Origin of the sequence: Ureibacillus sp. MALMAid1270 (genome assembly GCF_049202975.1) — a bacterium.
GTDB lineage: Bacteria > Bacillota > Bacilli > Bacillales_A > Planococcaceae > Ureibacillus.
Genome location: NZ_JBMIRP010000059.1, coordinates 35,858 through 49,984, shown reverse-complemented (window position 1 = coordinate 49,984; position 14,127 = coordinate 35,858). Strand labels below are relative to the sequence as shown.

11 protein-coding genes are annotated in these 14,127 nt (G+C 35.7%); all 11 read left to right on the top strand.

Features of this window, described 5'->3' with window-relative positions; all coding sequences use genetic code 11:
• The first annotated feature begins 98 nt into the window (after positions 1-98).
• Complete coding sequence (gene uvrB / locus ACOQFO_RS07505; RefSeq protein WP_421689065.1) at positions 99-2,075, top strand: excinuclease ABC subunit UvrB; 1,977 nt, start codon at positions 99-101, stop codon at positions 2,073-2,075.
• A gap of 5 nt (positions 2,076-2,080) precedes the next feature.
• The gene (gene uvrA / locus ACOQFO_RS07500) at positions 2,081-4,948 is read left to right on the top strand and encodes an excinuclease ABC subunit UvrA (RefSeq protein ID WP_421689064.1); all 2,868 of its coding nucleotides are present in this window, start codon (positions 2,081-2,083) and stop codon (positions 4,946-4,948) included.
• Between the two features lie 121 nt (positions 4,949-5,069).
• Positions 5,070-6,293, top strand: a complete 1,224-nt coding sequence (locus ACOQFO_RS07495; RefSeq protein ID WP_421689063.1) for an SHOCT-like domain-containing protein — start codon at positions 5,070-5,072, stop codon at positions 6,291-6,293.
• A 269-nt stretch (positions 6,294-6,562) separates the two neighbouring features.
• Positions 6,563-7,249, top strand: coding sequence for a cell division ATP-binding protein FtsE (gene ftsE / locus ACOQFO_RS07490; protein WP_421689062.1), 687 nt, complete (start codon positions 6,563-6,565; stop codon positions 7,247-7,249).
• Positions 7,239-8,135, top strand: coding sequence for a permease-like cell division protein FtsX (ftsX, locus tag ACOQFO_RS07485; protein ID WP_421689061.1), 897 nt, complete (start codon positions 7,239-7,241; stop codon positions 8,133-8,135). The genes ftsE and ftsX overlap by 11 nt, the downstream gene beginning before the upstream one ends.
• A gap of 18 nt (positions 8,136-8,153) precedes the next feature.
• A complete protein-coding gene (locus ACOQFO_RS07480) occupies positions 8,154-9,392 on the top strand; it encodes a murein hydrolase activator EnvC family protein (RefSeq protein WP_421689060.1) in 1,239 nt (412 codons plus the stop codon).
• Positions 9,393-9,567: 175 nt separating this feature from the next.
• The gene (locus tag ACOQFO_RS07475) at positions 9,568-10,173 is read left to right on the top strand and encodes a redoxin domain-containing protein (protein ID WP_421689059.1); all 606 of its coding nucleotides are present in this window, start codon (positions 9,568-9,570) and stop codon (positions 10,171-10,173) included.
• 95 nt (positions 10,174-10,268) lie between these two features.
• The gene (locus ACOQFO_RS07470) at positions 10,269-11,711 is read left to right on the top strand and encodes a S41 family peptidase (protein WP_421689058.1); all 1,443 of its coding nucleotides are present in this window, start codon (positions 10,269-10,271) and stop codon (positions 11,709-11,711) included.
• Positions 11,712-11,957: 246 nt separating this feature from the next.
• Positions 11,958-13,124 carry a PDZ domain-containing protein gene (locus ACOQFO_RS07465; RefSeq protein WP_421689057.1) on the top strand — a complete coding sequence of 389 codons (1,167 nt, stop codon included), beginning with the start codon at positions 11,958-11,960 and terminating at the stop codon, positions 13,122-13,124.
• Positions 13,125-13,163: 39 nt separating this feature from the next.
• Positions 13,164-13,412 (top strand): CsbA family protein, encoded by a 249-nt coding sequence (locus ACOQFO_RS07460; RefSeq protein ID WP_421689056.1) that lies wholly within the window; start codon positions 13,164-13,166, stop codon positions 13,410-13,412.
• Between the two features lie 71 nt (positions 13,413-13,483).
• Positions 13,484-13,732 (top strand): hypothetical protein, encoded by a 249-nt coding sequence (locus ACOQFO_RS07455; protein ID WP_421689055.1) that lies wholly within the window; start codon positions 13,484-13,486, stop codon positions 13,730-13,732.
• The last annotated feature ends 395 nt before the right edge of the window (positions 13,733-14,127 follow it).

Sequence of the window (14,127 nt, the reverse complement as noted above, 5' to 3'; positions counted from 1 at the left end):
TAACTTAAAAAGAATATATGTTCGCTTATTGATCGATTTTTTAGAAACAGTATGCTAAACTTATTATACGATTAATGGGTGAAAGGAAGGCCGATTGAATGACATTTGAATTGCACTCCCCATACCAACCTAGTGGTGACCAACCCGAGGCGATTAAAAAACTTGTACAAGGCGTAAAAGAAGGAAAACGCCACCAAACATTACTAGGGGCAACAGGTACAGGAAAAACATTTACAATCTCCAATGTAATAAAAGAAGTAAACAAACCTACACTTGTCATAGCACACAATAAAACACTTGCTGGTCAACTATATAGTGAATTCAAACAATTTTTCCCTAACAATGCAGTTGAATATTTTGTAAGTTACTATGATTACTATCAACCAGAAGCGTACGTCCCTCAAACGGATACATACATTGAAAAAGATTCAAGTATTAATGATGAAATTGATAAACTTAGACACTCTGCAACAAGTGCTTTATTCGAAAGAGATGATGTCATTATTATTGCTTCAGTTTCTTGTATTTACGGTTTAGGGAATCCAGAAGAGTATCGTGAAATGGTTGTCTCTATACGAACAGGCATGGAAATAGAACGGAACGAATTACTACGAAAACTAGTAGATGTTCAATATGAACGTAACGATATAAATTTCCAACGCGGTACATTCAGAGTACGTGGCGATGTTGTGGAAATTTTCCCAGCATCACGTGATGAACACTGTATTCGAGTGGAGTTTTTCGGTGATGAAATCGATCGAATTCGTGAAGTTGATGCGTTAACAGGAGAAATTCTTGGTGAACGTGATCATGTGGCGATTTTCCCAGCATCCCACTTCGTTACACGTGAAGAAAAAATGAAAATAGCAATCCAAAATATCGAAAAAGAACTAGAAGAGCAGTTAGAAAAATTCCGATCAGAAGATAAATTACTAGAAGCTCAACGACTAGAACAACGAACAAACTATGACCTTGAAATGATGCGCGAAATGGGCTTCTGTTCAGGAATTGAAAACTATTCAAGACATTTAACATTAAGAGAAGCAGGGGCAACACCTTATACATTACTTGATTACTTCCCGAAGGATTTCTTATTAGTTGTCGATGAAAGTCACGTTACATTGCCGCAAGTTCGTGGAATGTATAATGGTGACCAGGCTAGAAAAAATGTATTAGTAGAGCATGGATTCCGTTTACCATCGGCTCTTGATAATAGACCTTTAAAATTTGAGGAATTTGAACAACATATTCACCAAGCCATTTATGTTTCTGCTACGCCTGGTCCATATGAATTAGAACATACGCCTGAAATGGTTGAACAAATTATTCGTCCAACTGGTTTACTCGATCCAACTATCGATGTGCGACCAATTGAAGGGCAAATTGACGATTTAATCGATGAAATTAATGAACGCGTGAAGAAAAATGAACGTGTTCTTATTACAACATTAACGAAGAAAATGTCCGAAGATTTAACAGACTATCTAAAAGAGATAGGTATTAAGGTAGAGTATCTTCACTCTGAAATAAAAACATTAGAACGAATTGAAATTATTCGCGAGCTACGAAAAGGAACCTACGATGTGTTAGTTGGAATTAACTTGCTTCGTGAAGGATTAGATATTCCTGAAGTATCCCTCGTTGCAATATTAGACGCTGATAAAGAAGGATTCTTACGTTCGGAACGTTCATTAATCCAAACAATTGGGCGTGCTGCTCGTAATGCGAACGGTCATGTTATTTTATATGCGGATAAAATAACAGATTCCATGAAGAAAGCGATTGATGAAACGAAACGTCGTCGTGCAATTCAAGAAGAATACAATAAACAACACGGAATTACACCACAGACAATTCAGAAGAAGATTCCGGACTTAATACGTGCTACACAAGCTGCCGAAGAAGAAGAAACATACGTTACAAAAGTAACGAAAGGAAAGAAATTAACAAAAGCAGAACTAGAAAAGTTAATCAATTCTCTAGAAACAGAAATGAAGGAAGCAGCAAAAGCGCTTGACTTCGAACGTGCTGCAGAACTTCGAGATACAATATTTGAACTGAAGGTAGAAGGGTGACCATAGTGAAAAATACAGAAATTGTTGTGCAAGGTGCACGTTCCAATAATTTAAAAAATGTTAGTTTAAAAATTCCCCGAGATCAGCTTGTAGTCATAACAGGATTATCAGGTTCTGGAAAGTCATCCTTAGCATTTGACACAATCTACGCAGAAGGTCAACGAAGATATGTAGAATCATTATCTGCCTATGCACGTCAATTCTTAGGAAATGTAGATAAGCCAGATGTAGATTCAATTGAAGGTCTTTCACCAGCAATTGCAATTGATCAAAAGACAACAAGTAGAAACCCACGATCTACAGTCGGTACGGTAACTGAAATTTATGATTATTTTCGTCTATTGTTTGCACGAATTGGAAAGCCTATCTGCCCAAATCATGGAGTTGAAATTGCTTCCCAATCCATCGAACAAATGGTAGACCGACTTAAAGAATATCCAGAACGTACAAAAATGCAGCTTCTCGCACCAATCGTTTCAGGGAAAAAAGGAACACATGTAAAACTTCTTGAAGATTTGAAAAAGCAAGGATATGTACGTGTTCGAATTGATGGTGAAATGCGTGACTTAGATGATTCAATCGAACTTGATAAAAATAAAAAGCATGATATTGAAGTAGTCATTGACCGTATTGTCATGAAAGATGGTATTGATTCACGACTATATGATTCCATTGAAACAGCTTGTAATTTAGCAGAGGGTCGCGTATTGGTTGACGTAATGGAACAAGAGGAATTGTTATTTAGTCAACATCATGCTTGTCCAATGTGTGGATTCTCCATTGGTGAGTTAGAACCTCGAATGTTTTCATTCAACAGTCCATTTGGAGCATGTCCATCATGTGACGGGTTAGGGTTTAAACAAGAAGTTGATTTAGACTTGGTCATTCCTGATTGGGGTAAAACATTAGAGGAACATGCCATTGCGCCATGGGAACCAACAAGTTCTCAGTATTACCCACAGCTATTAAAATCGGTATGTGATCATTATAAAATTCCTATGAATGTTCCAGTATCAGAATTACCAAAGGAACAAATGGATAAGATTTTATATGGTTCTGATGGAGAACTAATCTATTTCTATTATGAAAGTGACTATGGTAGTGTCCATAATAAAAAGATTCCTTTTGAAGGCGTTGTAAACAATATTGACCGACGTTTCCGTGAATCTTCTTCTGAATATGTTCGCGAACAAATGGCGAAATACATGGCAGAGCAAAAATGTCCTTCGTGTAAAGGCTTACGGTTAAAGCCTGAATCGTTAGCTGTTAAAGTTGAAGGCTTAAATATTTCTGAAGCTACTCAACATTCCATTCAAGAGATATACGGATTTTTCTCAACGTTAACGTTAACAGAAAAAGAAATGCAAATTGCAAGATTGATTATTCGAGAAATTACACAACGTTTAAGTTTCCTTATTAATGTTGGACTAGATTATTTAACATTACATCGTTCAGCTGGAACATTATCTGGTGGAGAAGCACAGCGTATCCGACTTGCAACACAAATTGGTTCTCGCTTAACAGGAGTACTCTATATACTTGATGAACCATCGATTGGACTTCATCAACGAGACAATGATCGCCTCATTTCCACTCTGAAAGAAATGCGCGACTTAGGAAATACCTTAATTGTCGTTGAGCACGATGAAGATACAATGATTGCAGCGGATTACTTAATAGACGTTGGTCCACATGCTGGTGTTCATGGTGGAGAAATCGTTGCTGCAGGTACACCAGATGAAGTAATGAAAAATGAAAAGTCCATTACTGGACAGTACTTAAGTGGTAAAAAATTCATTCCACTTCCTAAAGAACGTCGAAAACCAGATGGTCGAAAGTTAACGATTAAAGGTGCTAAAGAAAACAATTTAAAAAATGTAAGAGTGGATATTCCTTTAGGACAATTTGTTGCTGTAACAGGTGTTTCAGGCTCAGGGAAATCAACATTGATCAATGAAATTTTATATAAATCCCTTGCACAGCATTTAAATCGTGCACGAATAAAACCTGGTCAACATAAAGAAATTACAGGGATTGAACATCTCGATAAAGTAATCGATATCGACCAATCACCAATTGGACGAACTCCGCGTTCGAATCCTGCGACATACACAGGCGTGTTTGATGATATTCGTGATTTATTTGCTTCAACAAATGAGGCAAAAGTTCGCGGCTATAAAAAAGGACGATTTAGCTTTAATACAAAAGGTGGACGTTGTGAGGCTTGTAGTGGAGACGGTATTATTCGAATTGAAATGCACTTCTTACCAGATGTTTATGTACCTTGTGAAGTGTGTCATGGTAAACGTTATAATCGTGAAACGTTAGAAGTACGATACAAAGACAAAAATATCGCAGAAGTTTTGGATATGACAATTGAAGATGCGGTAAAATTCTTCGAAAACGTTCCAAAAATTCATCGTAAACTGCAAACGATTGTAGATGTTGGGCTTGGTTACATGAAGCTTGGTCAACCGGCTACAACATTATCAGGTGGAGAAGCACAAAGGGTAAAACTTGCTTCTGAATTGCACCGCCGTTCAACTGGTAAGTCATTCTATATTTTGGACGAGCCAACGACAGGATTACATGCTCATGATATTGCAAGACTGTTAAAAGTACTTCAAAGACTTGTTGAAAATGGCGATACAGTATTAGTAATTGAACACAATTTAGATGTTATTAAAACAGCGGATTACATTATTGACCTTGGCCCAGAAGGTGGAGACAAGGGTGGTACAATTATTGCGACTGGTACACCAGAAGAAGTAGTTGAAGTAAAAGGGTCGTACACAGGACGCTATTTAAAACCAATATTAGAACGCGATCGACTACGTATGGAAGAACTACTCGAAAACGCAAGTAGTAAATAAATAAAACTACGTTTCACACATCCAAGTAAAATAAAAAACAAAAATGTCAATAGATTATTGAAACTTTTTGGCCTTCCTCGCCGTATACTTGGTATACAAAGTTGAGGGAGGCTTTTTATTAATGGAAAATGAAAGAAAACGCATATTAAATTTAGTTGAAAATGGAACAATCTCAGCGGAAGAAGCAATTGTTTTACTAGAAGCGTTATCGAAAGAAAAAGAATCCACTCCGGTACAAAATGTACCTGTACCTGTATCAGTAAAAAAAGATGAAAAAGAGACGACAGAAGAACCAACATTCGAAAAATATGACAAAGATCGAAAATCAAAAAATAGCTTCGAAGACGTGTTCAATAATGTGTTTAATAATAAAGAAACAAACAAGAAGATGAATGAGTTTATCAACGATTTAAAACAAGATTTATCTCAATTTAGTAGTAAAATGATGGATCTAATGAATACAACTTTCTCAAAAGTAAAAGAATTTGATTTTGATTTTCCTTTTGGTGAAAAGGTTGAATTTACGCGCACTTATGAATTTAATGCAGATGATATAAGAGGCATTGAAACAGACCTTCCAGCAGGTAAAATCGATGTTGTAAAGAGCGATTCTGACAAAATTATCATCGAGGCAAAAGTTAAAACTGCCCTTGTTAATCATGATGAAGCAAAAACAACAGAAGATTTTGAACTGCAATTTATTAAATTAAATGATGGTAAACTTGACATTACAACTCCATCTAAAATGGCACAAGTTTCATTACAAATAGCGCTACCTGAAAAACATTATGATTTAGTAAGTTTACGTTTACTGAATGGTTCTGTCACAGCAGCTGGTTTGGAAACAAAATTATTAAAAGTGAAAACTTATAATGGCCCAATAAAATTAGATCAAACTAAATTTGATACAGCAACAATTAACGGTGGTAACGCAGCAATCGAGTTACGTAACATTGTCGGGGATGATTTAGAAGCAGAAACAATCAATGGACGCATTTACATTCACGGAAAGTTACAAGAAGTTGAAGCTGAATCTGTAAACGGAACAGTAGTTGTTACAACAACATCAGAAACTGCACGAAAAGTGAAGGCAAGTACAGTAGCAGGATCAGTAGAAATTTATGTTCCAAAAAATGTGAGCCTTGATGGACAAGTTTCGACTAACTTCGGAAAGGCAGATATTGGGTTATCGGATGTAACCCATCATTCAGAAGAAGACCAATTCTTAAGTAAGACTCAAGTGTTTAGAAAAATTGTAGAAGATGCTCCTACACTGAAAATTTTAGGAGAATCACGAACTGGTGGTATTATCGTTCGCTACACTGTACAATCTGATCATGAATAATAAGTAATTAAATTAGAAGTGAATCGCAAAATGCGGTTCATTTTTTTTATTTACCAAAGGAATAAGTTTCCAATAAATAACGATGGAATTACATAAAATTAGCAAAACTTTACCAAAAAACGACATAAATTCTCGTTGTAATTTTGTCAACTACTAGCAAAATAAGCAATTATAAACTGAATATGAAACAAAAATGTAATAATATGAAGTTAAAAGAGTGATATAATCTAAAAGTAGTATAAATAAAGATATAGAATTTAGGTGAACCAATGATTTCTATGAAAAATGTCTACAAAAAATATCCGAATGGCGTTGTAGCGGCAAACGGAATTTCTGTTGATATTCAACAAGGTGAGTTTGTATATGTGGTTGGGCCAAGCGGTGCCGGAAAATCCACTTTTATAAAGATGATGTACAGTGAAGAGAAACCAACATCTGGTGATGTAATTATAAATGGTAAAAATATAGCAAAAATGAAAAGAAGCCAAATTCCTCAACTTAGACGAGAACTAGGAGTAGTATTCCAGGATTTTAAATTACTTCCGAAACTTAATGTCTTTGAAAATGTTGCCTTCGCATTAGAAGTTATTGAGGAACATCCAAAAATTATTAAAAAACGAGTAATGGATGTACTTGATTTAGTAGGATTAAAACATAAAATGCGTATGTTACCAAGTGAATTATCTGGGGGAGAGCAACAAAGAATCTCTATTGCTCGATCTATTGTGAATGTCCCGAAAATTGTAATTGCAGACGAGCCTACTGGAAACCTAGATCCTGAAAACTCATGGGAAATTATGAAGATTTTTGAAGAAATCAATACACGTGGGACAACTGTTGTTATGGCAACACATAACCGTGAAATTGTAAATACAATTCGTAAACGTGTAATTGCAATTGAAAGTGGATTGATTGCAAGGGATGTAGACGGAGGTGACTACGGTTATGAAGGGTAGAACAATACGTCGACATATCCGTGAAAGTTTTAAATCCCTCGGTCGTAATGGTTGGATGACTTTTGCTTCTATAAGTGCAGTAACAGTTACGCTGTTATTGGTTGGTGTGTTTGCGCTAATCATGCTGAACTTAAATAATACTGCTAGCTCTGTAGAAGAAGATGTAGAAGTAAAGGTTCTTATTAATATTATTGATGATGAACAACAAGCGAAAACTGCTGAAGACAATTTAATTGAGCAAGTAAAAAAAATTCCAGGGGTAGCAGAAGTAAGGTACTCTTCTAAAGATCAAGAGTTAGATATACTCATTGAGAAATTAGGAGAAGAATTTAAACTTTATGAACAAAGTAACCCACTAAGAAGTGCTCTTTATGTAAAGGCAGAAAATCCAGAAGAGATATTAAAAATCTCCGACAAAATTAAGAAATTAGAAAATGTTTATAATGTTGTAGATGGTAAAGACACATATGAAAATCTATTTGATTTCTTAGAAACTGCTAGAAATATAGGGTTAATATTAGTCTTAGGTTTACTATTTACAGTTATTTTCTTAATCTCTAACACGATCCGTATTACGATCATTGCGCGAAAAGATGAAATTGAGATTATGAAATTAGTAGGTGCAACAAATTCTTTTGTTCGAATTCCGTTTATACTTGAAGGAATTTGGATTGGAATATTAGGTTCAATTATACCGATGATTGCAGTATCCTTTGCCTACCATAATTTATATTACACTTTAACACCACGACTAAAAGGACAACTCCTGCAATTACTTGAAGTTACGCCACTGATTTGGCAAGTGAATGGGTTAATTATCATTCTAGGTATCTTTATTGGTATGTGGGGTAGTTTCATGTCCGTACGTAAATTCTTAAAAGCGTAGTCGAAGGGAGTCTTGTGAATGAAAAAGCTATTTAGAAATCCATTTAATTTATTCGTTGCGATTATGACAATTCTTTTAGTTGTTCAAGTTCCAATTACATATGCAAAAAGTTTATCAGAATTGCAAAACGAAAAAAGTAAAGCAGATCAACAAAAAAAAGAACTAAACTCAGAAATTAAAGAAAAATCTTCAGAGATTAACTCAATTGAAGGAAAACTAGAACAATTAGTTGCTCAAATTGAAACATTAGGTCAAAAAATTACTTCTACAAATACTGAAATTACAACAGTAAACGGAGAAATCGAAGAAGCAAATAATAATATTAAATCATTAGAAGAAGAAATTACGATATTACAAGGGAAAATCGAACAACGAGACGAACTACTTCAAGAACGCGCTCGAGCTATTCAAGAGAATGGCACTGTTGACTACTTAGATGTATTGCTTGGAGCCAATAGTTTCGTAGATTTCATTGACCGTTTTTCTGCAGTAAATACTTTAATCGAAGCAGATCGCCAAATTATGCGTGAGCAACAAGATGATCAAAATCTACTAGAAGAACAAAAACTAGTATTAGAGAATACTAAAAAAGAGCTAGAAGATAAAAAAGCTGAACTGCAAAGATTAAAAGAATCATTAACATCTCAAAAAGCAGAAAAAGATCGTTATATTGACGAATTAGAAGCAGAACAGAAAAAACTACAAAATGAAAAGAAATTACTTGAAGAAGAATATTCAGAATACCTAAAATTAAGTAAAGAATTAGAAGATGCAATTAAGAAAGAACAACAACGTCAATTGGAAGAACTTAAAAAGCGAAATAACGGTTCAATTCCAAATACATCAGATGGTACATTTATGAAACCTACTAATGGTAGATTAACTAGTCCATGGGGTTGGAGAAACCTTGGATACGGTGCTGAGTTCCATTATGGAATTGACCTTGCAAATAGCACTGGAACACCTGTTGTAGCTGCTGCAGGTGGTATTGTAACTTACGCTGCGCCGTTATCATCGTATGGAAATTGTATTATCGTTACACATTCAGTAAATGGTCAAATTTATACAACTGTTTACGCTCATTTAAGTTCTATACAAGTAAGTACCGGTCAATCTGTAGGTAAAGGGCAACAAATTGGACTTATGGGTAGCACAGGTCGTTCTACAGGTCCACACTTACATTTTGAAATCCATACTGGTCCATGGAATGGTCAAAAATCAGGAAATGTAAATCCTTTACGTTATATTTCTTTATAATGAATTTAGTAGACGACTCACAGGGGAAATGAACCTTGTGAGTCTCTTTTGTTATGAATCGGACATACTTAATTAGACAATGTCCGGAAAATATATGTTATCCTAAAGAAAATTGGAACTTGAATCGGATATGCTTATTCAATATAATGTTGCCTTCTTTAGGGGGAATAAAATAATGAGGAAAAAATCAATCTTAGGTATGATTATTGTTTTGGCGCTTGTTGCAATCATGCTTAGTGGATACATAAAAAATCAATTAGATACTAGTAAGACAGTAAATGAACAATCCCAAATAAAAGGGTATGAAGTTAACTTAGAAAAAGTCGAAACTGGAATTAAAAAAGGTCAATTGGCACCTGACTTCACTTTACAAACCTTAACTGGAGAATCATTAACTTTATCTGATTTAAAAGGAAAAAAGGTTTTACTTAACTTCTGGGCTTCATGGTGCCCACCGTGTAAAAAGGAAATGCCTGATCTCCAAGATTACTACGAAAATTATGCGAAAGAAGAAAATGTTGAAATTGTTGCAGTCAATTTAACATATACTGAAAAATCACTAACGACGAATGAAGCAGTGGAAGCTGTTCGACTATTCGTTGATAGTTATGATCTGACATTTCCTATCCCATTAATGGAAGAGGATTCTATTAGTAAGACCTACCAAATACTTACTATCCCATCTACATTTATGATCGATACAGAAGGAAAAATTCAACGCCAAATTATAGGACCATTAAACGTAGAATCCATACACGAATATGTAAGCCAGTTAGATTAAGCAATGTTACAGTAGAATAAAGAAAATGAAAAATCGACCTATGCAAGTGTTAGATGACCACCTACTTTCATAAATTGAACGGAGGAGGTTAAACTTTGCGAAAAGGTCGTATTTTCATTTTTTTAGGGACAATCTGTTTGTTAATTGCCTTATTTATTGTATGGCAGAGTTTGAATAGTAAAGAGCAAGAGGAAGCAAGTGTAAGTAATGTTACTGTAATTGATGAAGTTTATTCTTTAATATCACAGAAATCAGTTTATAGTGTTCCAGAAGAGAAATTAGTTGAAGGGGCTCTTCGGGGAATGACGAATGCTTTAGAAGATCCTTATAGTACTTATTATACTGAAAAAGAAGCAGCACTTCATAAACAGTCATTAGCTGGACAAAGAGTTGGAATAGGGATTGAAGTAACAGAAAAGAATGGACGCTTTATTGTCGTATCCCCAGTGAAATCTTCTCCTGCAGAAAAAGCTGGTATTCGACCATTTGATGAAATTGTACAAGTTGATGATCAAAGACTTGATGGGAAAACAATGGGAGAACTTTTACAATTGATTCAAGGAGAAGCTGGTCAAGAAGTAACTCTAATTTTATATCGTCCAAGCACAGACAGGCATATAAAAGTAACGGTTGAGCGAATGGAAATTAAAAATGATACAGTCGAATCAGAGATCATAGAAATTGAAAAAGCAAAAATTGGTTACGTTTCACTTTCTCTATTCGGTGAGAAGACAGCAAATGAATGGGTAGAAGCAACAAAAGAATTATTATCTCAAGATGTTGAGGGCTTACTAGTGGACTTGCGTGACAACCCAGGTGGCTATCTACATAGCGTTGCGGCTGTATTAAGTAGTATTGAAAAAGACGGTGAAATCTTTGCATATATGCAAAATGGTTCTGGTGCAATGGAACCTCTGTATACAGCAAAAATAGAAGAAGAACAAGAATATTTAGAGAAAATGAAAAGTATTCCAATCGTCATATTACAAAATGAAGGCAGCGCTTCTGCAAGTGAAGTCATGGTAGGTGCAGTTAAGAGCTGGAATCGCGGAAAAATTATCGGAGTTAAGAGCTTTGGAAAAGGAACTGTTCAAGAGACAATGGAATTGCAAAATGGTGGCGAACTTAAACTTTCAACGAACAAATGGCTAACTCCAAAACGAGATTGGATCCATGGTGTAGGTGTTGGTGTTGATGTTGAAGTGGAACAGCATCCACTATACTTATTAGAAGTGATTCCATTAAGCGGTAACTTCGAAGAAGGGAATTTCAGTGAAGAGATTGCTTATGTGCAAAAAGTATTGAATGGACTAGGATATTCCATCACAAGAACAGATGGATTTTATGATAAACAAACAGCAGATGCTGTAGAATTATATCGTGAGAAAAACAATTTAGTTGAAGGTAATCATATGAATGATGATTTGTTTAAGAGTATTAGTGAACAAGTTATCGCATATAAACAAGAAAAACAACATGATTTACAATTACAAATGGGAATAAGTGTAATGGTTCATGTTATAGAAGGTGAAATTTAAATATATAGATTGAAACCGTAGAATTATGAAGATCGGAAAAGCCATTAGTGGAGAGTTGCAATATAGCCTTCGCTGATGGCTTTTATTTATTAAGATATACAGATCATAAAAACTAATAGATATTAAACTCTAGTAATTGACAAAAAATATTTTTCTATCAATTAATTCCTTTTTCACTACGCAACTGTTTGGATAGAATGTTACAATGACAATAATAGTAAGTCGCAAACGGAAGGTGTAGCATGAATGACAGATATTTTGTTCGAGTTTCTAATAGCAATTAGTAGATTTTTTATCAATCCAATTATTTATGTAGCCATTATTATTGCAGTGGTATTGGGTTATCGACGAGTAAAAAATGAAAGAAAACATTTCCATATTCGAATTTTATCCGGATGGTCAGAGTTCAAAGGGTTGCTTTTAGATGGATTACTGTTTTCTTTATGTGTCTCAATCCTATCCATTGCAATAGGGTTAGTGGTGCCTGTAGAGTTTTTATTTGTTGTTACAATCATTAGTTTAGTAGCGCTACTCTCTTATTTCTTCCATTTACTTTCGCCAATTTTCTACGTTTCAATTAGTATGTTAATTTTAATGGTCATGAGTTGGCAAAATTGGTCTATGAATCTAATGGGTTTCGAATTAAATGGAATCGATTTTGAAGGAGAAGCCGCTACCACTATAACAATAATAGTAGGATTATTGTTAATTATAGAAGGTCTACTAATTCGAAAAAAGGGGACACATTTTGCATCTCCTCGATTTGAAAATGCAAAGCGTGGACTAAAGGCTGTTTCCTATTTAAGTAAAAAAGTTTGGGTTTTACCTGTATTTTTCCTCGTCCCTGGAGAAGCAGTTGAAGCCTTTACACCTTATTGGCCACAGTTCACTTTAGGGGCGAACGAATTCTCTATTATTCTGTTCCCAGTCTTAATTGGTTACCAGCAAATGGCTAGAACGACTTTACCAAACTTTATATATCCGAAATTAGGGCGAGCGGTATTAATTTTAGGAGAAGTAGTTGTAATTGGTGGTTTAATAGCCTACTTTATGCCAATCATAGGAATAATCTTCTTATTTGTAGGGGCATTATTACGAATTGTTATCTCGGTTTATTACATGTTAAAGGAACGAAAAGACGTTTATGCCGTTTCACCAAAATCAAAAGGTGTAATGATTGCAGCCATTTTACCAGAATCACCAGCCTACAAAATGGGCTTACAAGCAGGTGAAGTAATTCGTAAAGTTAATGGTGAAGAAGTTCATAATAAACAAGAACTCTATGAAGCACTTCAAATTAATGCTGCCCACTGCAAACTAGAAGTTCTAGATTATAAAAATGAGTTAAGATTAACACAACAAGTTGTTTATAGTAAAGACCATCATCAGATCGGTTTAATTCTTGCGGAATAATCTAAGAACATTAATCAAAGGTAAAAGAGGAGTCTTTTTATGGAATCAGTCATAGAAAAAGTCATACTTGCACTATTTTTACCTGGATTATTAGTCGTTCTAATAACGCGTATTACGTATAATCATTTCGTGGGACTCATCCTATCCATAGCCTTGATTAGCGCATCGGTTTATGCTGGCTATTCAAGCCCGCCCATAGTATTTGTAGCAGATGCCTTCTCATTGACGGTAGGATTCTGGTTCGCAACAAGAATGATTCAACGAGTAAAAAAGAGTAATGAAGAATAATGAAAAAGCGATGGAGATTTGGTCCATCGCATTTTTTTTTGAAAATGAAGCTGTTGATAAAGTGAGGGGAGTTGGTAAATGCCCGGGGAAAGTCGCTCAATCCCCGTGAAAAGTCGCTCAATCCCCGTGAAAAGTCGCTCAATCCCCGTGAAAAGTCGCTCAATCCCCGCGGAAAGTCGCTCAATCCCCGTGAAAAGTTGCTCAATTCTCGTGAAAAGTCGCTCAATCCCCGTGAAAAGTCGCTCAATCCCCGCGAAAAGTCGCTCAATCCCCGTGAAAAGTCGTTCAATTCTCGTGAAAAGTCGCTCAATCCCCGGTGAGAAGTCGCTCAATGCCCGTGAAAAGTCGCTCAATCCTCGTGAGAAGTCGCTCAATTCTCGTGAAAAGTCGCTCAATTCCCGCGAAAAGTCGCTCAATCCCCGTGAGAAGTTGCTCAATTCCCGTGAAAAGTCGCTCAATTCCCGCGAGAAGTCGCTCAATCCCCGCGAAAAGTCGCTCAATCCCCGTGAAAAGTTGCTCAATTCTCGTGAAAAGTCGCTCAATCCCGTGAAAACTCGCTCAATTCTCGTGAAAAGTCGCTCAATTCCCGCGAAAAGTCGCTCAATTCCCGCGAAAAGTCGCTCAATCCCCGTGAGAAGTCGCTCAATTCTCGTGGAAAGTCGCTCAATCCCCGTGAGAAGTTGCTCAATTCCCGCGGAAAGTTGCTCAATCCCCG